We start from the raw sequence: 22,037 nt of genomic DNA, 5'->3' as shown, positions 1-22,037 counted from the left end.
CGCTGGAGCGCGGCCAACCACCGGCTGGCGCAGGGGCTCTAGCCGCCGGACGGCGTCCCTCCCCGGACCGACCTGCTCCTGCGGTGCTGGTGCTGTGCCCACCAGGGTGGGCAGAGCACGAGCTTCCCGGGAGAGACCCCCTCAGAGGGCCGGCAGGAGCAGCAGCGCGGTCGGCAGCAGCAGGAGCAGCCCGGCCGACAGCAGCGCGGCGACCCGCGCCCAGCCCGGCAGCGGGGACGGCGGGTCGATCAGCCGGGTCACCCGCGCCCCGAGCGCACTGCCGGTGACCGCGAGCGCGCCGTCGGGCACCCCCGCTCCCCCGGCGCCGCCGGCCGCCACCACGATCGCCTGGGCCAGCGTGCGCCGCGGCGCGGCCCCGGTCAGCGAGCCCAGGGCCACGTCGTCGGCGCGCATCTCGACCAGCGCCCGCACGGCCGCGTGCGCCCGGGCGGCCGCGGGCAGCACGGGCAGGGCCGCCTCCCAGGCCACGAACGGCAGCAGCAGCAGGTGGTGGTGCTCGCGCAGGTGCGCCCGCTCGTGCGCCACGACGGCGGCCAGCTGCCCGTCGTCCAGCTCGGCGACCATCCCGGAGGAGAGCACCAGCAGCGGCTTGGCACCGGGGATGCAGAAGGCCACCGGCGCGGGGTGGTCGAGCAGTCGGGCGTCGGGCACGGCGGCCGGCTGGACGACCAGCTCCAGCAGGTCCCGGTGGCGGCGGCGGGTGCGTGCGGTGCGCAGCCACGACAACAGCAGAACGCCGAGCAGCTCCGCGGCGAGGACGGCGGCGAGTGTCTGGGTGACCCAGTGGTCACCGCGCACCGGCGCCTCGGCGGGGTGCCGGGTGATCCAGTGCCACCACGCCTCGGGGAGGGAGTGACCCCACGGCGCCAGGCCGTGGACGAGCAGCGCCCCGATGATCGACAGGCCGCCGGCGAGGCCGATCGCCTGCCAGCAGACGAGGGCGACCAGCGGGTCGCGTCGCGGCCAGCGGGCCCGGGCGAGCAGCACCGGCACCGGCCACGCCAGCAGCGCGGCCAGCACGGCGAGGGCGGCCGCGGTGGCGGGGAGCATCGGTCGGGGCGGCGGGGTGGGCGGCTCAGCAGGTCAGCGGTCGGCGTCCGGCCCCGGCGCGGCCAGCAGCTCGCGCAGCAGCCGGGCCTCGTCGGCGTCGACGCTGCCGACGAAGCGGGCCAGCACCGCCTGCCGGTCCCCCGCCGAGCCGAGCACCTCGTGCATCAGTTCGGCGGCGTGCTCCTCCCGTGTGGCCCGCGGGCGGAACCGCCGCGGCCGCGCGTCGTCGTGGACGACGAAGCCCTTCTGCTCCAGCCGGGTCAGCACCGTGTGCACCGTCGTCAGGGCCAGGCCCCGGTCGGCCAGCCCGTCGCGCAGCTCGGCCGCCGAGACGGCACCGTCGGCCGACCACAGCCGGTCCATGACGGCCCGCTCCAGCTCACCCAACGACGCCACCGGTCCTCCTGTCTCGCGTCTCACACCGTGTTCTTCTACGCATCGTAGAACTTTCTCTTCTACTCGGCGTAGAAAGAACTCGACCGATCGTACGTCGCCCAGTGAGGAGAGCGGCCGTGGACGTCCTGGACGTGGCGCGCTGGCAGTTCGGGATCACGACCGTCTACCACTTCCTGATGGTCCCGCTGACCATCGGGCTGGGGGTCCTGGTCGCGGTCATGCACACGATGTGGGTGCGCTCCGGCAGGCCCGAGTGGCTGCGGATGACCCGCTTCTGGGGCCGCATCTACCTGATCAACTTCGTGCTCGGCGTCGCCACCGGCCTCGTGCAGGAGTTCCAGTTCGGCCTGGCGTGGAGCGAGTACAGCCGGTTCGTCGGCGACGTCTTCGGGTCGCTGCTGGCCCTGGAGGCGCTGCTGGCCTTCTTCCTCGAGTCGACCTTCCTCGGCCTGTGGATCTTCGGCTGGGGGCGGATCCCGAAGAAGCTGCACCTCGCGGCGCTGTGGGCGGCGGTGATCGGCTCGGTCGTGAGCGCGTACTTCATCATCGCGGCCAACTCGTGGATGCAGCACCCGGTCGGCGTCCTCGCCGACGACGCGACCGGCCGGCCGGTGCAGGTGGACTTCCTGGCCGTCCTCACCAACAACACCGCGCTGGCCGCGTTCAGCCACGCGATCGTCGCCGCCCTCATGGTCGCCGGCGCGCTGCTGGTCGGCATCGGCCTGTGGCACCTGCGCCGCCGGACGCTGGACGAGGCCCCCACCACGGACGTCTCGGGCGGGCGGGAGAACGACAGGGTGTGGCGCCGCTCGGTGCGGCTGGGCGGCTGGGTGTCGCTGGCCGCGTTCGTCCTCGTCGCCCTCACCGGCGACTGGCAGGGCAAGCTCATGTACGAGCAGCAGCCGCTGAAGATGAGCTCGGCCGAGGCGCTGTGCGAGACCGAGGCGCCGGCGTCCTTCTCGATCCTCGCCTGGGGCAAGCTCGGCTCCAACGAGTGCGACGACGTGCACTCGCTGACCGTCCCGTACCTGCTCTCCTACCTCGCCCACGGGAACTTCTCGACCGCCGTCCCGGGCGTCAACGAGCTGCAGGAGGAGTACGCCGCGGTCTACGGCGAGACCTACCCCGACGACCCGTCGCGCTTCGGTGCCCTGGCCGGCGAGCCGATCGACTACACGCCGCTGCTCGGGGTCACCTACTGGAGCTTCCGGCTGATGATCGGCACGGGCGCGGTCTCGGCCGCGGTCGCCGCCTACGCGCTCTGGGCGACGCGGAGGGGCCGGGTCCCGACGTCGCGGATCGGCGTGTACGGCTCGCTGGTCGCCGTCGCCGCGCCGTTCGTCGCCAACGCGACCGGGTGGATCTTCACCGAGATGGGCCGCCAGCCCTTCGTCGTCCACCCCAACCCCGACGTCCCCGTCGACGAGCAGGTCTGGTTCTTCACCGCGCAGGCGGTGTCCCCCGGCGTCAGCGCCGCCGAGGTCTGGACGTCGCTGTCGGTGCTGACCCTCGTCTACGGCGCGCTGGCCGTGGTCGAGCTGTGGCTGATCACCCGGTTCGTCCGCCGCGGCGTGACCACCGGGGACGGCGCCCCGACGCCCGGCACCCCGCCCGAGGGTGCCCCGGACGACCGCGACGACGACGTCCTCTCCTTCGCCTACTGAGTTCGGAGCAGACCCATGGACCTGCAGACCCTCTGGTTCGCCGCCGTCGCGGTGCTGTGGACCGGCTTCCTGCTGCTCGAGGGCTTCGACTTCGGCGTTGCCGCGCTGCTGCCGGTGCTCGGCCGCCGCCCCGCCGACCGGCACCTCATGCTGCGCACCATCGGCCCGCTGTGGGACGGCAACGAGGTCTGGCTGATCACCGCCGTCGGCGCGGTGTTCGCCGCCTTCCCCGGCTGGTACGCCACCTGGCTGCCGGCGCTGTACCTGCCGTTCGTGCTCGTGCTCCTCGGGCTGATCATCCGCGCGGTGGCCTTCGAGTGGCGGCACTCCCACCACACCGAGGCCTGGGACGCGACGTGGACGCGGGTCATCACCACCGGCTCGCTGATCGCGGCCGCCGGGATCGGTGCCGCCCTCGGCGCCACCACCCTCGGCCTGCCGGTCGACGCCGACGGCATCCGGGTGGGCGGCGCCCTCTCCGGACTCGGCTGGTCGGCGCTGCTCGGCGCCGTCGCGGTGCTCGCCTTCTCCGTCGTGCACGGCGCCCTGTTCCTCGCGCTGAAGACCGACGGCCCGGTGCGGGTCGCCGCGCGCCGCTTCGCCCGGCGCTGGGCTCCGGCAGCCACGCTGCCGCTGCTGGCCTGGGCCGGCGTGGTGCACCTGCGCTACGGGACGCCGGCGACCGCGGTGCTGTGGCTGGTCGCGGCGCTGGCCGTCGTCGTCGCGGAGGCGCGGCTGCGGGTCGGGCGCGAGGGCCAGGCCTTCACCGCCTGGGGCGTGCTGCTGGTGGCCGCGGCCGCGACGGTGTTCGGGGCGGCCTACCCGGTCGTCGTCCCCTCGACGATCGACCCCGCCTTCGACGTCACCGTGGCCGACGCCTCGGTCAGCGACTACACGCTCACCGTGATGACGTGGGCGGCCGGCATCGGCCTGCCCGTGGTGCTCGCCTACCAGGCCTGGACCTACTGGGTCTTCCGCAGGCGGCTGACCGCAGAGCCGGTGCACGCATGAGCGGCCGAAGTGGCCACAAAGGCCCGCGCGGGCCCCTGGCGGCGCTGGCCGGGGTGCCGGGGCTGACCGGGGCGCTGGTCCGGCAGGCCGTCGCCGCGCTGGGCCAGGCGGCCGGGCTGGTGCTGCTGGCCGCCGGGCTCGCGCACGCGGTGGCCCGGGCGGCCGGCGCCGCCGACGGCGCGCTGGCCGGACCGCTGCTGACCGCCGCGGCCGGGGCCGGGCTGCGCGCGGCCGCCGGGTGGGCCGGGGAGCTGCTGGCCGCCCGCGACGCCCGCCGGGCCGAGGAGGAGCTTCGCGCCCGGCTGGTCGCCCGACTGGCCGCCTCGCCGGCGGCGGTCGAGGCCGCGGGCGGTCCCGGCCCGGCGGCGGTGCTGGCCACCACCCGGCTGGCCGACCTCGGCCCGGGCCTGGCGACCCGCCTGCCGGCGCTGGCCGCGACGCTGGTGGTCCCGCCGGTGCTGCTGGTCGTCCTGGCCTGGACCGACCTGCTGTCGGCCGTGCTCGTCGCGGTCACCCTGCCGCTGGTGCCGCTGTTCATGGTGCTGGTCGGCCTGACCACCCGGGACGGCACGACCGCCGCCGCCCGGGCCCTGGACCGCATCGCCGCGCACGTCGCCGAGCTGGTGCGGGGACTGCCGGTGCTGGTCGGGCTGGGCCGCGCCGCCGAGCAGGCCGCCGCCCTCGCCGAGCTCGGAGAGGCCTCCCGCCGGCGCACCCTGGCCACGCTGCGGCTGGCGTTCCTCTCCTCGCTGGTGCTGGAGCTGCTCGCGACACTGTCGGTCGCGCTGGTCGCGGTGACCGTCGGCCTGCGGCTGGTGCACGGCGACGTGGCGCTGGCCGTCGGGCTGACCGCGCTGCTGCTCGCGCCCGAGGCGTTCGCCCCGCTGCGCGCCCTGGGCGCGGCCCACCACGCCGGCGAGGACGCGGCGCTCGCCGCCGCCGAGGCCCGCGCCGTGGTCGCCGCCCCCGTCGCGCCCGCGCCCACGGGCACCCCGGACGACGACCCGCGCGGTGCCGACGTCGCCGTCCGCGGGCTGACCGTCGGCTTCCCCGGCCGGACGTCGCCCGCGCTGCCCCCGGTGGACCTGGACGTGCGGCCCGGTGAGCTGGTCGCCGTCCGGGGCGCCAGCGGGTCGGGCAAGTCGACGCTGCTGGCCGCCCTGGCCGGGCTGGTGCCGCCCGCGGCGACGGTCGAGGGAGCGGTCACCGGCGTCCCTGCGGGTGCCGTCGCCTGTGCGCCGCAGCACCCGCGGACCACCGGGGCGACCGTCGCCGACGAGCTGCGCCGGCACGCGGGCTCGGCGCCGGGCGTGGACGAGCTCGTCGGCGAGGCGTTCGCCGTCGAGGCGCTGGCCCGGGTGGGCGCGAGCGCGCTGGCCGGCCGGCACTGCACCACCCTCTCCCCCGGCGAGCTGCAGCTGGTGGCGCTGGCCCGCGCGCTGGTGCGGGTCCGCCGCGGGGCCCGGCTGCTGCTGCTCGATGAGCCGACCGCGCACCTGGACGCCGACGCCGCCGCCCGCGTGGCCGCGGTGCTGGCCGGCCTGCGCGGCACCGTGACGGTGCTCCTGGTGACCCACGACCCGGCGCTGGCCGCCCTCGCCGACCGCACGGTCGACCTGGCTCCTCCCGCGAGATCGGCGGTCTCGTGGCCATCAGCGGCTGATGGCCGCGAGACCGCCGATGTCGCGGACACCACCCCCACGACCCACGGCCACCCCACCGCCGTCACCAGCGCAGCCACCGCAGCCACCGCGCACCGCTGGCCGCGGCGGGCGCTGGTGCGGGCGGTCGCCGCCGGCACCGCGTCGGCGGGTGCCGGCGTCGCGCTGACGGCGGTCTCCGGGTGGCTGATCGTGCGGGCCGCGGAGATGCCGCCGGTGCTGACCCTGCTGGTCGCGATCGTCGGGGTGCGGGCCTTCGGCCTGGGCCGGGCCGGCCTGCGCTGGACCGAGCGGATGGCCGCGCACGACGCCGCGCTGCGGATGGCCGCCGACCTGCGGGTGCGCGTGTGGGCCGCCCTGGCCCGGCAGGGCATCGCCGCCGACCGGACCCCCGGCTCGGCGCTCGCCCGGGTCGTCGGCGACGTCGCGCTGGTGCAGGACCTGTCGGTGCGCGTCGTCCCGCCCGCGCTGGTCGCGGCCGTGGTCCCGACCGCGACCGTGGCCGCCCTGGCACTGGTCTCCCCCGCCGCCGCGGCCGCGACCGGCCTGGTGCTCGCGGTCACTGCCGCCCTGGTCGTCGCGGCACACCGGCGGGTGGACGCGGGCGCGGCGCGGGCCGAGGCGGCGCTGCGGGTGGCCGCGCTGGAGGAGACCACCACCGTGCTGGAGGGGGCGGCCGACCTGCGGGCGCACGGTCTCGCCGCGCACACCGCCGCCGACCTGACCGGCCTCGCCGCCCGCCGCGGCGCCGCCGAGCGCACCGGCACCGCGGCGGGGGCGCTGGGCAACGGCCTGGTCGTGGTCGGCACGGGCCTCGCCGCGGTGGCCGCTGCCGCGGTCGGAGCGGCATCCGGGACCACCGGTCCCGCCGTCGCGGTGCTGGCACTGGCCCCGCTCGCCCTGGCCGAGCCGCTGACCGGACTGGTCGGCGCCCTGCAGCGCCGGGGTGCGCTCGCCGACGCCCGCGCCCGCCTCGACGCCGTCCTCACCGCACCGGTGCCGGCCGACCCCGCCGCCCCGCTCCCGGGCCCGGCGCCGGTCCGGACGCTGGCGACCGACGACCTCGCCGCCGGCTGGCCCGGCGGCCCGGACGTGCTGTGCGGGCTCACGACCCGGGCCGACGCCGACGGCGGCTGGCTGGTGGTGCGCGGCCCGTCCGGGTCGGGCAAGTCGACGTTCCTGGCCGTGCTCATGGCGGCCCTGCGGCCGCGCGGCGGCGGCTACGACCTCGACGGCGTGCCGGCCGCCCGGCTGACCGGGGACGACGTCCGGTCGCGGATGGCCTGGCTGCCGCAGGAGGCGCACGTGTTCGCCTCGACGATCCGCGCCAACCTGGCCCTCGCCGCACCGCGCGGGGAGCTCGCCGGCCCGGCCGGTGAGGAGCGGATGTGGGCCGCGCTCACCGCCGCCGGGCTCGGCGGGCTGGTGGCCGGTCTGCCGGACGGCCTGGACACGCCGGTCGGCGCCGGGGGCACGGCCCTGTCCGGTGGCGAGCGGCGGCGGCTGGCCGCCGCCCGCGCCCTGCTGGCCGACCGGGACGTCGTGCTGCTGGACGAGCCCACGGCGCACCTGGACCCGCCCACCGCGGCCGCGCTGGTCCGCGACCTGCGGACGGCGCTGGCCGGCCGGGTGGTGGTCTGCGTGACCCACGACGACGACGTCGCCCGGCCCGGCGACACCGTCGTCCGGCTCGGGGAGCCGGTGGCCGCGCTGTCCCGCTGAGCCGCCGGCTCAGGCCGCGGCGGCGTGCGGCGGCACGACGCCGCCGGGCCGGGCGCGGACGACCTCGAAGCCCGGGGACGCCGGCAGCTCCGGGTCGACGACGAGCGGCACGCCGGGCGCCGGGCCGACGAGCACGTGCTCGACCCCGGCCGGGGCCAGCTCCGCGACCACGCGCTCGTACAGCTCGGGCCGCACGTGGATCTCCCGCGGCGCGGCCGCGCCGGGGGCGAAGGCGATGGCGACGAGATCGCCGGCGATGTCCGGCCGGGCCCAGTGCCTGGGGTGTGCGGGAACGGGCGTCGGCCCGCTCTCGCCCGAGCGGTCGGGTGCCTCCGGCAGGACGTCGGAGGCCGGTCCCCTGTGGACGGTGGCCTCGAACATGGGAGCCCTCCTGGGCGCTTCCCCCGCGCCCTTGTCCAACGCTGGGGGAACTTCGGGTATTGCCTACCCCAGAACACCGACAGTTCCCCTCCGATACACCGGCCGGACGACCCATTTCGTCCGTGCCTTCCGGCACGCTCCCGGCATGGACGCGCCCTTCACCGGTTCGGTCTTCCTCGGCATGAGCGTCGACGGCTTCATCGCCCGCCCCGACGGCGACCTCTCCTGGCTCACCGGCGACGCCGAGGTCGGCGGCGCCCCCGATGACGGCGCCGGCGGTGACTTCGGCTTCGCCGACTTCGTCGCCGGCATCGACGCGCTGGTCATGGGCCGCGGCACCTACGAGGTCATCGCGCCGATCGACCAGTGGCCGTACCAGGGCAAGCCCGTGCACGTCGTCAGCACGACGCTCGAGCCCGGCGCCGACGCCCGCGTCACCGTGCACGGGTCGTTCGACGACGCGGTCGCCGCGCTCACCGCGGCCGGGTACCGACGGGTGTACGTCGACGGCGGCCGCCTGGTGCACACGTTCCTCACCGCCGGGCTGATCGGCGACCTCACGTTCTCCCGGGTGCCGGTGCTCATCGGGGCGGGCCACACGCCCTTCGGCGCGCTGCCGGCCGACGTCCCGCTGGAGCACGTCGGCACCCGGACGTATCCCGGCGGCATGGTGCAGACCACCTACCGGGTGCGCCGGCCGGGCTGAGCTCAGGCGGCGGGGACGTCCACCGGCACCTCCGGGCCGAGCCGGGCGCCCTGCAGCAGCTGCAGGTCGTCGCCGGACCAGAAGCTGCCGGGGTCGTAGGCGTTGCGCGGCCGGCCGCCGTCGAGCAGCCCCATCGCCGTGTAGGTCGCGGCCACCAGCTCGGCGCAGAAGACCGTCTCGGCCGACGTCCGGCGGCGCAGTCGGCCGTTCACCCAGCCCACGGCCAGCCCGCGGGTGGTCGGGAACGGCTTCCCGTCGAGGCGGGCCACGGTCCGCAGGACGGCGTCCTCCATCTCCGGGGTCACGCCGCCGTCGTCGGCCGGGCCGACCAGCTGGCGCAGCCAGGTGCGCTGCCCGTAGCGCTGCCGCCACGTGCGGACGGCGTCGGCGAGGTCGTGCAGCTGGACGCCGCGCTGGTGCTGCCCGGTCCAGACGTCGGGCAGGGAGCGGCCGAGCTCGGCGTGCCACAGCAGCGGGGGCAGGTCCTCCAGCACCACCGCCATGCCGACGTGGTTGACCGGGGCGTTGGTGAGGGCCTGGATGGCGCGGTCGGCGACCGAGGCGCCGCGGAACACCCAGACGTCGCCGGTGCGGGTCAGCTCGACCGCGTCGTCCAGCGGCAGCGCACGGGGCTGGGGCACGCGGCTACGTTAGGCGACCGTGCGGCTCTGGAAGCTCCTCGGACTGGCCGGCCTCGCGGGCGTCGCGGCGAGCGGGGCGGTGCTCGCCCGCAACGAGCGTCAGCGCCGCGCGCACACCCCGGAGGAGATCCGGGCGCGGCTGCGCGAGCGCCACGCCGCCCTCGCCGAGCCGGCGGACCCGGTGCCCGCCGAGCAGCCGGCCGGACGCCGCGGCCGGCTGGCCCGGCTCCTGCGCGGCCGCTGATCGGTGCGTGACGGAGGGCGACCGCCACACCGGGTTCCGGCCGATCGCCTTCCGGGACGGGGGCGTCGGGTCGACACTGCTCGCGCCCGCCGGTGTCGCCGGGCGTCTGTCTGGGTCATCCGTCCGGCGACGCCGACGCGGTCGTCCGCCCTCACGGGGCGACGGGGACCGCGCCGCCGTCGACGCGGTGTTCGGCTGACGGTCAGCCGGCGGTCAGCGCCGGGCCCTCGTCCTTGAGCGCCACCCCGGAGGCCCCGAGCTCGCGCGCCGCCGAGAGCAGCTCGGCCACCGTGTCGGCGGCCTGCCCGTAGGACAGCCCGTGCGGCGGGCGGACGTTGGACACGCAGTTGCGCTCGGAGTCCGCCCGGCCCGGACGCGGGTCCCAGGTCAGGTAGACACCGAGGGAGTCCGCCGACGACAGCCCCGGCCGCTCCCCGATGAGGACGACGACGGCCCGCACACCCAGCGCCGCCCCCACCGCGTCGCCGAGGGCCACCCGTGCCTGGTGTGCCAGCACCAGCGGCGCCAGCGTCCAGCCGGACAGCCGCTCCAGCAGCGCCGTCGTCAGGCCCGCGGCGTGCTCGTGCACCGCCCGCGGGGAGAGCCCGTCGGCGATCACGACGGCGAGGTCGGCGTCGGCGCGCGGCAGCGCCGTCCCCTCGGCCAGCTGCCGGCCGAGGTCGGGCCGCTGGAGGTACGTGGCCCGGTCACCGGCCGCGGAGTGCACCTCCAGCAGCTCGTGCCCGGGCAGCCCGGCACGGACCGCGGCCGGGTCCAGCGGCTGGTGCACCGCGTCCCGGGCGGCGGCGTGCGCGGCGCGGAACTCCAGCTCCCGGGCCGTCGGCAGCGCGTCGCCGGCCCGGCCGAGGGCCACCCGCGCCCGGGTGGCCGCCCGCAGCACCGCCCACGGGTCGTCGCCGGGCGGCAGCGGCTGGTCGAGGGCCGAGCTCATGCCGACGCCGCCGCGAGCAGGGCCCGCGCCGCGGGCGCGTCGGCGGTGAGCTCGCGGACCCGGCCGGCGTCGTCGAGCAGCTCCATCCGGGCCAGCCACTCCTCGAACTCCGGTGCCGGGCGCAGGCCGAGCACCGAGCGGGTGGTGAGGACGTCGGAGAAGGCCAGCGACTGGTAGTGCAGCATCACGTCGTCGGCGCCGGGGACGGCGATGAGGAACGTGCAGCCGGCCGCCCCGAGCAGCAGCATGAGGGAGTCCATGTCGTCGCCGTCGACCTCGGCGTGGTTGGTGTAGCAGACGTCGACCCCCATGGGCAGGCCGAGCAGCTTGCCGCAGAAGTGGTCCTCCAGCCCGGCGCGCAGCACCTGCTTGCCGTCGTAGAGGTACTCGGGGCCGATGAACCCGACGACGGTGTTGACCAGCAGCGGCTGGAAGTGCCGGGCGACGCCGTAGGCGCGGGCCTCCAGGGTCTGCTGGTCGACCGGCCGGCCGCCGATGCCGTGGTGCGCGTTGGCCGACAGCGCCGAGCCCTGGCCGGTCTCGAAGTAGGTCACGTTGGACCCCACGGTGCCGCGGCCGAGCGCCAGCGCACCGGCGCGTGCCTCGGCCAGCAGCTCGAGGGTGACCCCGAAGCCGCGGTTGGCCGGCTGGGTGCCGGCGACCGACTGGAACACCAGGTCCACCGGCGCGCCCTGCTCCAGCGCCCGCAGCGTGGTGGTGACGTGCGCCAGCACGCACGACTGGGTGGGGATCCCGTAGCGGCTGATCACCGCGTCCACCAGCTCCAGCAGCGCCACCGTGCGGGCCGGGGAGTCGGTGGCCGGGTTGATCCCGATGACGGCGTCCCCGCAGCCCTGCAGCAGCCCGTCGACGATGGACGCCGTCACCCCCAGCGGGTCGTCGGTCGGGTGGTTGGGCTGCAGCCGGGAGGCGAGCCGGCCGGGCAGGCCGAGCGTGCTGCGCAGGCCGGTCACCACCCGCGTGCGGCGGCCCACGGCGACCAGGTCGGCGTTGCGCATCAGCTTGGACACCGCGGCCACCATCTCCGGGGTCAGCCCGGGGGCCAGTCCGCTGATCGCCGCCTCGTCCCCTGCCGCCGCCCAGGCCAGCAGCCGGTCGCGGAACTCCCCCACCGTCAGCGACGCGACCGGCGCGAACGCGGCCCGGTCGTGCGTGTCCACGATGAGCCGCGTGACGTCGTCCTCCTCGTAGCCGACCACCTGCTCCTCGAGGAAGGTGGCCAGCGGCAGGTCGGCCAGCACGGTCTGTGCGGCCACCCGCTCGGCGGCGGACTCCGCGGCGCAGCCGGCCAGCGCGTCGCCCGAACGGGCCGGCGTCGCCTTGGCCATGAGCTCGACCAGGGTCGGGAACTCGTACGTGTGCCCCGCGACGGTGCCGCGCCGCCTCATCGGACGTCCTCCTCCGCCTCGGCCAGCAGCTCGAACTCCTCCTCCGGCGCGGAGGCCACCAGGTGGTGGCGGCTGTAGAGCGCGAAGTAGGCGAGGAAGACGGCGTAGGCGCCGAGGGTCCACAGCGCCGCGGTGACGTCGACGAGGAAGGTGGCGACGACCGCCGCGGCAGCCAGCACGAGCGCGACGCCGGTGGTGGCCACGCCGCCCGGCGTCCGGTACGGGCGTTCCAGGTCCGGCTCGCGCCGGCGCAGGACGATGTGGCTGACCATCATGAGCACGTAGGACACCGTCGCCCCGAAGACGGCCATGTTGAGCAGCATCGCGCCCTGGCCGGTCAGCGAGAGGACGAAGCCGATCGCGCCGGGCACCAGCAGGGCCAGCATCGGCGCCTTGCGGGAGTTGGTCACCGACAGCGCCCGCGGCAGGTACCCGGCGCGGGACAGCGCGAAGGTCTGCCGCGAGTAGGCGTAGATGATCGAGAAGAAGCTGGCGACCAGCCCGAACAGGCCGGCGTAGTTGACCACCCGGGTGAGGGCGTCGGGGGCGTCGGAGCCGGCGAGCGCGTCGACCGGCGGGTTGCCCGAGCCGGCGATGGCCGACGAGCCGGCCGCGCCCGGGGTGAAGACCAGCATCAGGACGGCGAGGACGACGAGCACGCCCATCGCCGCGACGATCCCCCGCGGCATCGAGCGGGCCGGGTCGCGGGCCTCCTCGGCGGCCAGCGGCACGCTCTCCACGGCGAGGAAGAACCAGATCGCGAACGGGAACGCCGCCCAGATGCCGATCAGCCCGTAGGGCAGGAAGGACGAGGCACCCGCCGCGTCGGTGGGCGCGATGTCGAGCAGGTTGCCCGCGTCGAACTGCGGGATGGCACCGGCGAGGAAGATGACCAGCCCGACCAGCGCGATGACCGTGACGACGAACATCGCCTTGAGCGCCTCGCCGACGCCCATCAGGTGGATCCCGATGAACAGCGCGTAGACCGCCAGGTACACCCACCAGCCGTCGGTGATGCCGAACAACCCGAGGGACTCGACGTAGGCGCCGATGAAGGTGGCGATCGCGGCCGGGGCGATGGCGTACTCGATGAGCACCGCGATGCCGGTGGCGTACCCGCCCCACGGCCCCAGCGCCCGCCGGGCGAAGGTGTAGCCGCCGCCGGCGGTCGGCAGCGCCGACCCGAGCTCGGCCAGCCCGAACACCATCGCGGTGTACATCACCGCCATGAGGACGACGGCGACGAGCAGCCCGCCGAACCCGCCCTCGGCCAGCCCGAAGTTCCAGCCGGCGTAGTCCCCCGAGATGACGGCGGAGACCCCCAGCCCCGCCAGCAGGAGCCAGCCCGCCGTGCCGGTGCGCAGCTGCCGCTTGTGCAGGTATCCCTCGTCGACCCGCTCGGCCTCCACCCCCGCGTGGTGGCCCGCACGGCCGCGGGTGCCGGGTTCTGCGGTCATGACAGACCTCCGCGTCGGCCCCCGCAGTCGGGTGGGGTCAGCGTTCTCGCAGCACCGTGCCTGGTCAACCCGCTGGGCGAGGACGGAACACGCTGTTCACCGGCCCGACGCGGGCGGCCCCACCAGCAGCCCCAGGTCGCGGACGTAGACGCCCGTCCCGTGGCCGAACCCCGACACGACCGGCTGCAGCCGCGTGCCCAGCCCGGCCGCCGCGCGGGACAGCGCCGGCGTCGGCAGCCGGACGTCCTCGCCGGACAGCGTGAGCACCAGCCCGGCCGCGACCAGCGCCATGACCGCGACGGTCCCGATGGCGGCCGACAGCCCCAGGTGCTCGGCGACCAGGCCGATGACCGGCGGCCCGCCCAGCAGACCGGTGTAGCCGACGGTCGTGGCCAGCGCGATGCCGCGGGCGCCGCCGAGCACCCCGGCCCGGGCGATCGCCAGCGGGAACACGTTGGCCAGCCCGAGCCCGACCAGCACGAACCCGGCGAGGGCCACCGGCAGGGACGTCGTCGTCACCGCGGCGGTCGCGCCGGCGGCGGCGAGCGCGGCGCCGCCGGTGAGCAGGCGGCGCTCGCCCAGGGCGAGGAGCAGCCGGCTCCCGGCCAGCCGGCCACAGGCCATGGCGAGGGAGAAGCCCGCGTACCCGCCGGCCGCCACGACCGGCGCCGCACCCAGGTCGGTGCGCAGCAGCAGCGCGCCCCAGTCGGTGAGCGCCCCCTCCCCGTAGGCGGTGCAGCCGGCGACGGCACCCAGCACCACCAGCGCGGCGACGGGCCGGCCGCGCTCGGGCGTCCCGGCGTCGGCGCGGCGGACGGCCACCGCGGCGTCGGCACCGACCAGCGCGGGCGCCGCCCAGGCGGTGAGCAGCAGTCCGGCACAGGCGACGACGACCAGGTGCACGGCCACCCCCGCTCCGGCCGAGGCGAGGCCGCCGAGCACCGCGCCGGCCAGGCCGCCGAAGCTGAACCCGGCGTGCAACCCCGACAGCAGCGGGCGCCCGATCCGGGCCTCGACGGAGACGCCGAGCGCGTTGGCCGCGACGTTGACCATGCCGGTCGCCGCGCCGAAGACCAGCAGCGCTGCGCACAGTGCCGGCACGGAGGTCGCCAGGGCGGGCAGGACGACGGCCAGGCAGACCAGCACCGCGGCCGCCGCGCTGACCAGGCCGGCGCCGAGCCGGGCGCACAGCGCACCGGTCACCTGCATGCACGCCAGGGCCCCGAGGGAGAGGCAGAGCAGGGCGACGCCGAGCGTGCTGTGCCCGGCACCGACCTGCGCGGCCACGTCGGGCACGCGGGCCGCCCAGCTGCCGAACACCGCGCCGTCCAGGGCGAAGAGGGCGGCGACGGCGAGCCGCAGCCGGTCCGGCGACGGTTCGGGCGCGGACGACCGGGCCGAGCGCACGAGGACGGCGACCGGTTCGCGGGCGCGCAGGGCGAGGGTGGGAGCGGCCATGGGGACCTCACGGGAGAGGAGCCGGCCACCGGCGAACGGGCGGCCGCGAGGGACGGGGACGAGCACACGACCTCGGGCACCCGTCCTCCACGGTGCCAGCACCCGCGGGCCGGCGCCGCCCGGACGCGCCCCTCGTCCGCGTGAGGATCGCCACCCCCGAAGGCACTCGCGTGGCAGACGGCATCTCGGTTGGGCACGATCTTCCTCGACGCCGCCGTGGTTGATGGAGGAGCAGGACCGTGGGGACGCCCGACACGACACCCGCGCGCGACGACACCGATCTGCTGGCCCTGCTGGCCTCGGGTGGGGACCTCAACTCCTTCCTCGGGGACCTCGTGCACCTGGCCGTGGGGCACACGCCGGCCGCCGAGGCCTGCGGGCTGACCCTCGCCCGCTCCGGCAGCGGGGTGACGGTGCACGCGACCGGACCACTCGCGCAGGAGGCCGACGAGCGGCAGTACCAGGTCGACGACGGCCCGTGCCTGCAGGCGATGCGGGAGGGGGTCGTCGTCCGGGTCACGGACATGGCGGCCGAGCGCCGCTGGGGCCCGTACCCGGAGCTGGCCGCGCAGGCCGGCGTCCGCTCGTCGCTGTCCCTGCCGCTGGACGTCGAGGGCCGCAGCCGCGGCGCGCTGAACCTCTACTCCACCCGACCTGCCGCCTTCGGCGGCGCGGACGAGGCGACGGCCGGGCGGTGGGCCGCCCAGGCCGCCGGCGCGCTGTCGGTGGCGCTGCGCATCGCCGACGGCGACGACCGGGCCGACCAGTTGCTCGGCGGCCTGGACACCCGGGCGACGATCGGCCAGGCCGTCGGGTTGGTCATGGCGCGGGAGCGGTGCACCGCGGAGCAGGCGTTCGCCCTGCTGCGGGTCTCCTCCCAGCGGCGCAACGTCAAGCTGCGCGAGGTCGCCGCCGCCCTCGTCGCGGCGTTCGAGGCCGAGCTGCCGGAGCGCCCCGACCGCTGGTGAGCGGCGCTCAGACCGCCCGCCAGGGTCCCTTCACCGCGTTGCCCTCGGGGCGGGAGGCGAAGACGTTGCCCTCGGTGGGCGCGGCGTCGTCCCCGGCCAGTGCGAAGGTGCGGAACAGCGGGCCGACGAGCGCGTCGTAGAGCCCGGGCAGGAGCCGGAAGCCCGCGACGACGACGGAGTTGGCGACGCCGGACTGCACCAGCCGCCGCGGCCGGTCCAGCCGCGCCACCACCGCCCGGGCCACACGCTCGGCCGTGTAGACCGGCGGGGGCGGCCGTCCGGTGCTGCCCGCCCACGTCGCGCCCTGGTAGTAGATCGGGGTGTTGACCCCGCCAGGGGCGACCGCGGAGACGTGCACCCCGGGGGCGTCCCGGATCTCCTGCTGCAGGGTGCGCACGAGGGCCAGTTGGCCCCACTTGGCCGCCGCGTAGGTGCCCATCTGGGGTGCGGTGACCGACCCGAGCAGCGAGTTGACCACCACCAGGTGGCCGGCCCTCTGGCGGCGGAACACCGGCAGCACGGACCGGGCGACGTTCGCGGTGCCGTGCACGCCGGTGTCCACGACGGCCTCGAAGACCTCCCGCGGCACGTCCTCGATGCGCCCGTAGGCCATCGTCTGCGCCGCGTGGACGACGACGTCCAGCCGGCCGAACCGGTCGAGCGCGGTGTCGACCACCCGCTGCAGCGCGTCGGCGTCGGTGACGTCGGCGGGGCAGACGAGCACCTCCGCGGCGCCCCGCTCCCGCGCCTCCGCCGCGGCCTCCTCCAGCGGGCCGCGGCCCCGGGCGACGAGCACCAGGCGGGCGCCGCGGCCGGCCAGGTCGTGCACCGTCGCGCGGCCGATGCCACTGGAGGCGCCGGTGACGAGGACGGTCAGGGCGTCAGGCGGCGGCATGGGTCTCCTCGGGCTGGGGCCGAGGGCACCGTGCTGCGCTGGACCGCCCCGGCTCGACGTGCACCGGCCCCTACCCTCGCCGCGCGGCGCTCATGCGGGGCCGTCGGGCAGCGCGTCGTACAGCCAGCCCGGGCCGGTGACGGCCGCGCCCTCCGGCAGCCGCGCCCGCAGGCCGCGGTCGGCGGTGACCACCAGCAGGGGGACGCCCTGGGCGGCGAGCAGGGCGGCGCGGTCGGCGAGGGCGTCGTCGCCGCTGCCGGGGGCGCGCACCACGGTGACGCCGTCGGGCACGCGGACGTCGCGCGCCGCCCCCTCGACGACCACCACGAGCTCCCGGACCAGCAGCGTGCCGCCGCCCGGCGCGTCCACCCGGCGGCCGGCGAGGGGGGCCAGGCGCCGCAGCAGGCGGGTGGTCGCGCCGGCGCGGTCGCGCCACCAGCCGTCGGGACGGGCGCCGAGCACGTTGGCCACGTCGACCAGCAGGACCGTCATCGCACCCCTCCCCGGTCGGTTCCGATGGTGCCCCTCCTCCCGGCGGGTGACCGCTGTTTGCGCCGATCGGGCGCGGGAACCGACCGGTACGTCCCCGCGCCGGTGGGCGCGGACCCGCCCGGAGGAGGGGCCCATGGCCAGCAGCGACCGGACCGCCCACGACCACGACGCCACCCGCGACGGCGCCTCGGCGACCCGGGGCCTGGCCCGCGACGCGGTGGCCGCCCAGCGCTCCCGGTTCGGCGGCGTCAAGTGGGGGGCGGCGTTCTTCGGGTGGCTGTCGGCCAACGGGCTGGCGGTGCTGCTCATCGCGCTGCTGTCGGCCGCCGGCGTCGCCCTCGGCCTCACCCAGGGTCTGGAGTCAACGGACGACGCCACGGCGCAGGCCGACACCATCGGGCTGGCCGGCGCGATCGCGCTGCTGGTCGTGCTCTTCCTCGCCTACCTCGCCGGCGGGTACGTGGCCGGGCGCATGGCCCGGTTCGACGGGCTGCGGCAGGGCATCGCCGTCTGGCTGATCGGGCTGCTCGTCGTCGTGGTGCTGTCGGTCGCCGGGTACCTGCTGGGCCGCGAGTACAACGTGCTCGAGGCGCTCAACCTGCCGCGCATCCCGATCGACGAGGGCACCGCCACCACGGCCGGGATCCTCACCCTGGTCGCCATGGTCGTGATCACGCTGGTCGGCGCCGTTGTCGGCGGCATGCTCGGCACCCGGTACCACCGGAAGATCGACCGGGCCGGCTTCGCCGCCTGAGCCGAGCCGAGGGGGCTGCCGGGTGTCCCCGGCCGCTCCTACGCTGCGGGCCATGTGCCGGAACATCCGACCGCTGGCCAACTTCGAGCCCCCGGTGACCGACGAGGAGGTCCAGGCCGCCGCGCTGCAGTACGTACGGAAGATCAGCGGCACGACCCGGCCGTCGCGCGCCAACGTCGAGGCGTTCGACCGCGCCGTCGCCGAGGTGGCCGAGGCATCGGCCCGGCTGCTGGGCACCCTGGTGACGACGGCGCCGCCGAAGGACCGCGCGGTCGAGGCCGCCAAGGCGCGACAGCGGGCGGCCGTGCGGTACGGGAGCTGACCACCGGCTCCGTTGTGCGCAACCGGTGTGGGAGCCGGACACCCGGGTATCCCGGAACTCCCTCGACCTCGTCCCCCCGGAGCGCAGCCATGGCTCGCAACACCCTCTCCCGCACCCTGCACGACGTCGGCCTGTCCGCCTGGTTCGGCGGCACCCTCGCCAACGCCGTCGCCCTCAACGCCGCGGCCGCGGAGGCCGGCGGGGACCGCGCCACGGGGCGGGTGGCCAACGCGGGGTGGGACCGCTGGACCCCGGTCAACGCGGTGGCGATCGGCGCCCACCTCACCGGCAGCGTCGGTCAACTGCTCGGCAACCGCGGCCGCGTGGCCCGCCAGCAGGGCGTCGCCGGCATGAGCGTGCTCAAGACCGCCCTGACGCTGGCCGCGCTCGGCGTGACCGCCTACAGCCGGGTCCTGGGTCAGACGGTGTCCAACGCCGGGGCCGTGCCGTCGCGGTCGGGCACCAAGCCGGCCAGGCGCACCAAGGCGGTCAGGACGGAGGTCGCCGCCGCCCAGGAGCAGTTGGACCGCCTGCAGTGGGTCGTGCCGGCCCTGACCGGTGCCCTCGTGGCGGTGAGCTCCTACGCCGGGGAGCAGCAACGGCCCAGCGAGGTCGCCCGGGGTGTCGCCCAGCGCTGACGTCCCCGTCCCGCCACGTTCCGGGAGCCCCGTCGACCCGGACCGTGCCGCCCGGCCGCGACACCGACGGTCCGAGGCGCTGATCGCACCCGGTCAGCTGCGGCCGACGTCCCCGGGGTCCGGCGTCCGGAACGGCGGATCGCTCGACCGGCCGCCGTCCTGGTCCGGGGGCGGCGCCTCCTCGGGCCGGTCGGGCTCCTCTCCCCCGACGCCGAAGCCCTCGGCCGGTGGTGGCGCGCCCGCCCCGGGGTCGGCGGCCGGGATGCCGTCGTCCTCGCCGCCGAGGTTCGGCTCCATCGGTGTCCACGTCGACATCGCGCTCTCCTCACCCGCCCGGGTGGACGGGCGGTCCCCGCGGCATACCCGGGCCCGGTTGGGGGCAGCATCACCAGCCAGGTGAACGCCGGATGAACACGTCGGGCGGGAGGCGGCATGGCGGAGACGCGGGCAGCGCAGCACGACGGCGGGTCGACGGGCGAGAGCCGCAAGGAGCGGGTCGACCGGGAGCTTCTGGAGCTGCTCAACGAGCTGCGGGTTGCCCTGCCCGGGGTGCAGTTCCTCTTCGCGTTCCTGCTTGTCGTCCCGTTCCAGCAGGGGGGCGCGGACCTGACCGAGTTCCAGCGGGACGTCTACTTCGTGACCCTGCTGGCCGCCGCGATCACGACCGGGCTGCTGATCGCACCCGCCGCCCAGCACCGCGTGCTGTTCCGGCAGCACGACAAGGAGAACCTCCTGCGGCGCAGCCACCGGTCGGCGTTCCTCGGGCTCATCGTGCTGGCGATCGCGATCTGCTCGGCCGTGCTGCTCGTGACCGACGTGGTCTTCGACCTGACCCTGGCGTGGGTGACCACGGGGATCGTGGCCGCCCTGCTGGCGTGGTGGTGGATCGCCGTCCCGTTCTGGCAGCGGGCGCACGCGAGGCAGGACTCGCCGCCGGAGAACGGGGAGCGCTGACCGGGGACTCCGCTCAGTCCCGCAGCGCCTCGGCGACGCGGTGGACGTCGCGCCGACCCTTGCCGTGGTCGATGAGCGTCGACCCGGTCAGCAGCCGGAACGGGATGCCGAACACGAACAGGACGAGCCCGTGGCTGCGGAGCGCACGCACGGCACGGATCCTGGCCGGACGGATCCGGCGGTGCCGGGTCGAGGACGCCTCGTTCACCCGGGGGGGTGCGTCCCCCGGTGCCCGAGCGCCCGGCAGATGGCCTCCACGACGGCGTCCGGCTCCTCGTGCTCCCAGAACCGGAGGACCCGCCAGCCGGCCGCCCTGAGGCGGGCGTCGGTGCGGCGGTCTCGGGCGACGTTGCCGGCGAGCTTGGCCATCCACCACTCCCGGTTCGCCCGCGGCAGGTGTCCGCAGGCCGGGCAGGCGTGCCAGAAGCAGCCGTCGAGGAAGACGACGAGGCGCCGGCCCTTCCACACGATGTCCCCGCGCGCCCGGGTCTCGGGACCGGGCCGGACGTCGACGCGGAAGCGCACGCCCCGGGCGTGCAGTCCCCGCCGGACGGCGAGCTCGTGCGAGGTGTCGCGGCGCGGCTGCTTCCGGAACCGGGCCGCCACCACGTCGGAGGACGCCGGCGGCGCGGGACCCGGTCCACCGCGACACGGGTCGGGCTCGTCCGCTGCGCACATCCACCCTCCTCAGCCGGGCCCGACGCCGCGTGCCGCGGTGGACGGTCGAGGACCTCCGGCGGCCGGTCGCCTAACCTGCGCCTCGTGAGCTCGCCGGTGGTCGTGGATGCCGCACCGCCACGGGAGGCTCGCCGGACCCGCACGCGGTGGACGCCGGTCGAACTGCTGCCGCCCCTGGTGGTCGCCGTCCTCGGCACGGTGCTCCTGCTGCCGGGGCACGGCCTGTGGTTCGACGAGCTGTTCACGGCGGAGGTCGGACGGCTGCCGTTCCGGGAGATCGTCGCCGCGGTCGTCGGCGGCAGGGGGACGACGAGCTACCTGGTCGACGTGCCACCGTCGTACAACGCCCCCTACTACCTGGTCGTGCACGCGTGGGCCTCGCTGCCCGGCCTCGGCGGGGACACCTCGCTGCGCGTGCTGTCGCTGCTGGCCACCGCGGGCGGGCTGGCGCTGGTGACCCGGGCGGTCACCCGGCTGGCGTCCCGGTCGGTGGGCGTGCTGGCCGGCGTGGTGCTGGCGGCCAGCCCGCTGGTGCTGGAGCAGGCGGTGGAGGCCCGCAGCTACGGACTGGTCGTGCTGGCCACCGGCGGCGCGGCGCTGGGGTTGGTGCGGTGGCTGCAGGGGGCGCCGCGCGGGCTGCTGCTGTTCGGCCTGGCCGGCGCCGGCATGGGGCTGATGCACTGGTACGCGGTCACGGTGCTGGCTGCGTTCGTCGTGGCCGCACTGCTGCTGCGTGGCCGGCGGGCACTGCCGGTCGTGCTCATCGGGGCGGCCGCCGTCGTCCCGGCCGCCGGGCTGGTGGCGGTCAACCTGCTCAACGGCACCGGGGCCCGCAACGCCGAGCACCTGCGGGACACCGGCGGCACGCTGGCCGACCTCGCCGTCGAGGCGTGGGCCGGGGGCCGGACTCCCCTGCTGTACCTCGCTGTGGGGCTGGCCGTGCTCGGGGCGGTGCGAGCGCCCGGTCTGCGCGTCGTCGGGACCTGCTGGGTGCTGGTCCCGCTCCTGCTGCTGCTCGGCGCCGAGCTGGTGCGGCCGGTGTACCTGCCCCGCTACCTGCTCGCCGGGCTGCTCGGGCTCGGCGTGCTCGCCGCCGCCGGCGCGATGGCGGTACCGCGGACCGCGCGGGCACCGGTGGCCGCTCTCCTGGTGGCCTGCGCCCTGCTGGCCAGCTCGCCGCTGGCCGTTCGAGAGCCGCGTGAGCGCGCCGACGAGGTGGTGGCCTACCTCGCTGCGCAGCACCGTCCCGGCGAGCCGGTCGTGGCGGCCGACCAGCGGTCGGCGACCGGGCTGGACCACTACGTCCGGACGACCGCGCCGCAACTGCGGGCCGACGTGGTCCTGCCCCCGGACGACGCACCGGACTCGGCCGACCGGGTGTGGTTGGTGCGCCGGATCATCGACGGCGCCCCGGTGCCCACCGACGACGACGAGATCCTCGCGTCCGCCGGGCTCCGGATGACCGACGAACGGTCCTTCCCCGCCGGCAAGACCGACCTCGTCGTGCAGCTCTGGGAGCGCTGAGCCGGACGCGCGGTGGGGCACACCGGTTCGCGCTGTCCG

General features: G+C 76.5%; 24 protein-coding genes. 11 read left to right on the top strand and 13 right to left on the bottom strand.

The features are described 5' to 3' along the window. Positions 1-141: 141 nt before the first annotated feature. Positions 142-1,071, bottom strand: a complete 930-nt coding sequence (locus ACI784_RS20185) for a M48 family metalloprotease (protein ID WP_456924437.1) — start codon at positions 1,069-1,071, stop codon at positions 142-144. A gap of 33 nt (positions 1,072-1,104) precedes the next feature. Further along, positions 1,105-1,467 carry a BlaI/MecI/CopY family transcriptional regulator gene (locus tag ACI784_RS20180; protein ID WP_456924438.1) on the bottom strand — a complete coding sequence of 121 codons (363 nt, stop codon included), beginning with the start codon at positions 1,465-1,467 and terminating at the stop codon, positions 1,105-1,107. A 116-nt stretch (positions 1,468-1,583) separates the two neighbouring features. Between ACI784_RS20180 and ACI784_RS20175 the strand changes: the two genes are divergently transcribed. Genes ACI784_RS20175 through cydC form a run of 3 tightly spaced genes read left to right on the top strand, consistent with a single transcriptional unit; the run spans position 1,584 to position 7,525 of the window. After that, complete coding sequence (locus ACI784_RS20175) at positions 1,584-3,131, top strand: cytochrome ubiquinol oxidase subunit I (RefSeq protein ID WP_457014657.1); 1,548 nt, start codon at positions 1,584-1,586, stop codon at positions 3,129-3,131. Between the two features lie 15 nt (positions 3,132-3,146). Continuing rightward, a complete protein-coding gene (cydB, locus tag ACI784_RS20170; RefSeq protein WP_457014656.1) occupies positions 3,147-4,142 on the top strand; it encodes a cytochrome d ubiquinol oxidase subunit II in 996 nt (331 codons plus the stop codon). Continuing rightward, positions 4,139-7,525, top strand: a complete 3,387-nt coding sequence (gene cydC, locus ACI784_RS20165) for a thiol reductant ABC exporter subunit CydC (RefSeq protein ID WP_457014655.1) — start codon at positions 4,139-4,141, stop codon at positions 7,523-7,525. Before cydB ends, cydC begins: the two co-directional genes overlap by 4 nt. 9 nt (positions 7,526-7,534) lie before the next feature. On the opposite strand, the gene ACI784_RS20160 is transcribed toward cydC, so the two are convergent. Beyond that, positions 7,535-7,906 (bottom strand): hypothetical protein, encoded by a 372-nt coding sequence (locus ACI784_RS20160; RefSeq protein WP_457014654.1) that lies wholly within the window; start codon positions 7,904-7,906, stop codon positions 7,535-7,537. A gap of 145 nt (positions 7,907-8,051) precedes the next feature. On the opposite strand from ACI784_RS20160, the gene ACI784_RS20155 reads away from it, so the two are divergent. Then, the gene (locus tag ACI784_RS20155; protein WP_456924443.1) at positions 8,052-8,612 is read left to right on the top strand and encodes a dihydrofolate reductase family protein; all 561 of its coding nucleotides are present in this window, start codon (positions 8,052-8,054) and stop codon (positions 8,610-8,612) included. Between the two features lie 2 nt (positions 8,613-8,614). Here the strand turns inward: ACI784_RS20155 and ACI784_RS20150 are convergent, their stop codons facing one another. Beyond that, entirely contained in the window at positions 8,615-9,253 is a 639-nt protein-coding gene (locus tag ACI784_RS20150; RefSeq protein ID WP_457014653.1) for a hypothetical protein, read from the bottom strand. Between the two features lie 19 nt (positions 9,254-9,272). On the opposite strand from ACI784_RS20150, the gene ACI784_RS20145 reads away from it, so the two are divergent. After that, positions 9,273-9,497, top strand: a complete 225-nt coding sequence (locus ACI784_RS20145) for a hypothetical protein (protein ID WP_457014652.1) — start codon at positions 9,273-9,275, stop codon at positions 9,495-9,497. Positions 9,498-9,699: 202 nt separating this feature from the next. On the opposite strand, the gene eutC is transcribed toward ACI784_RS20145, so the two are convergent. The 4 genes from eutC to ACI784_RS20125 form a co-directional block, all read right to left on the bottom strand. Continuing rightward, positions 9,700-10,449 (bottom strand): ethanolamine ammonia-lyase subunit EutC, encoded by a 750-nt coding sequence (gene eutC / locus ACI784_RS20140; RefSeq protein ID WP_457014651.1) that lies wholly within the window; start codon positions 10,447-10,449, stop codon positions 9,700-9,702. Beyond that, positions 10,446-11,858, bottom strand: coding sequence for an ethanolamine ammonia-lyase subunit EutB (locus ACI784_RS20135; RefSeq protein WP_457014650.1), 1,413 nt, complete (start codon positions 11,856-11,858; stop codon positions 10,446-10,448). Before ACI784_RS20135 ends, eutC begins: the two co-directional genes overlap by 4 nt. Then, positions 11,855-13,315, bottom strand: coding sequence for an ethanolamine permease (gene eat, locus ACI784_RS20130; RefSeq protein ID WP_456924448.1), 1,461 nt, complete (start codon positions 13,313-13,315; stop codon positions 11,855-11,857). Before eat ends, ACI784_RS20135 begins: the two co-directional genes overlap by 4 nt. Positions 13,316-13,411: 96 nt before the next feature. Continuing rightward, the gene (locus ACI784_RS20125) at positions 13,412-14,773 is read right to left on the bottom strand and encodes an MFS transporter (RefSeq protein WP_457014649.1); all 1,362 of its coding nucleotides are present in this window, start codon (positions 14,771-14,773) and stop codon (positions 13,412-13,414) included. A 239-nt stretch (positions 14,774-15,012) separates the two neighbouring features. Here ACI784_RS20125 and ACI784_RS20120 point away from each other — a divergent pair, with 239 nt between their 5' ends. Next, on the top strand, positions 15,013-15,741 hold the full coding sequence (locus ACI784_RS20120) for a GAF and ANTAR domain-containing protein (RefSeq protein WP_457014648.1): 729 nt from the start codon (positions 15,013-15,015) through the stop codon (positions 15,739-15,741). A 7-nt stretch (positions 15,742-15,748) separates the two neighbouring features. Here ACI784_RS20120 and ACI784_RS20115 read toward each other — a convergent pair whose 3' ends face one another. Next, positions 15,749-16,636, bottom strand: a complete 888-nt coding sequence (locus ACI784_RS20115; protein ID WP_457014647.1) for an SDR family NAD(P)-dependent oxidoreductase — start codon at positions 16,634-16,636, stop codon at positions 15,749-15,751. A 90-nt stretch (positions 16,637-16,726) separates the two neighbouring features. Continuing rightward, positions 16,727-17,128 (bottom strand): hypothetical protein, encoded by a 402-nt coding sequence (locus ACI784_RS20110; RefSeq protein ID WP_457014646.1) that lies wholly within the window; start codon positions 17,126-17,128, stop codon positions 16,727-16,729. Between the two features lie 133 nt (positions 17,129-17,261). On the opposite strand from ACI784_RS20110, the gene ACI784_RS20105 reads away from it, so the two are divergent. From ACI784_RS20105 to ACI784_RS20095, 3 genes are all read left to right on the top strand, one after another. Beyond that, positions 17,262-17,882 carry a hypothetical protein gene (locus ACI784_RS20105; protein ID WP_456924453.1) on the top strand — a complete coding sequence of 207 codons (621 nt, stop codon included), beginning with the start codon at positions 17,262-17,264 and terminating at the stop codon, positions 17,880-17,882. Between the two features lie 52 nt (positions 17,883-17,934). Continuing rightward, complete coding sequence (locus ACI784_RS20100) at positions 17,935-18,204, top strand: DUF2277 domain-containing protein (protein ID WP_456924454.1); 270 nt, start codon at positions 17,935-17,937, stop codon at positions 18,202-18,204. 89 nt (positions 18,205-18,293) lie between these two features. Further along, positions 18,294-18,842: a hypothetical protein gene (locus tag ACI784_RS20095; RefSeq protein ID WP_456924455.1), complete on the top strand. Its 549-nt coding sequence runs from the start codon at positions 18,294-18,296 to the stop codon at positions 18,840-18,842. A gap of 93 nt (positions 18,843-18,935) precedes the next feature. On the opposite strand, the gene ACI784_RS20090 is transcribed toward ACI784_RS20095, so the two are convergent. Beyond that, complete coding sequence (locus ACI784_RS20090) at positions 18,936-19,157, bottom strand: hypothetical protein (RefSeq protein WP_457014645.1); 222 nt, start codon at positions 19,155-19,157, stop codon at positions 18,936-18,938. A gap of 117 nt (positions 19,158-19,274) precedes the next feature. Between ACI784_RS20090 and ACI784_RS20085 the strand changes: the two genes are divergently transcribed. Beyond that, positions 19,275-19,796, top strand: a complete 522-nt coding sequence (locus tag ACI784_RS20085) for a DUF6328 family protein (RefSeq protein ID WP_456924457.1) — start codon at positions 19,275-19,277, stop codon at positions 19,794-19,796. Between the two features lie 13 nt (positions 19,797-19,809). Here ACI784_RS20085 and ACI784_RS20080 read toward each other — a convergent pair whose 3' ends face one another. Both ACI784_RS20080 and ACI784_RS20075 read right to left on the bottom strand, forming a co-directional pair. Continuing rightward, on the bottom strand, positions 19,810-19,947 hold the full coding sequence (locus ACI784_RS20080) for a hypothetical protein (RefSeq protein WP_456924486.1): 138 nt from the start codon (positions 19,945-19,947) through the stop codon (positions 19,810-19,812). A gap of 53 nt (positions 19,948-20,000) precedes the next feature. Next, positions 20,001-20,474: a very short patch repair endonuclease gene (locus ACI784_RS20075; protein WP_457014644.1), complete on the bottom strand. Its 474-nt coding sequence runs from the start codon at positions 20,472-20,474 to the stop codon at positions 20,001-20,003. An 84-nt stretch (positions 20,475-20,558) separates the two neighbouring features. On the opposite strand from ACI784_RS20075, the gene ACI784_RS20070 reads away from it, so the two are divergent. Then, a complete protein-coding gene (locus ACI784_RS20070) occupies positions 20,559-21,998 on the top strand; it encodes a hypothetical protein (RefSeq protein WP_457014643.1) in 1,440 nt (479 codons plus the stop codon). The last annotated feature ends 39 nt before the right edge of the window (positions 21,999-22,037 follow it).

The sequence above is a fragment of the Geodermatophilus sp. SYSU D01186 genome, from assembly GCF_054050215.1.
This window is presented reverse-complemented; position numbering and strand designations above follow the sequence as displayed.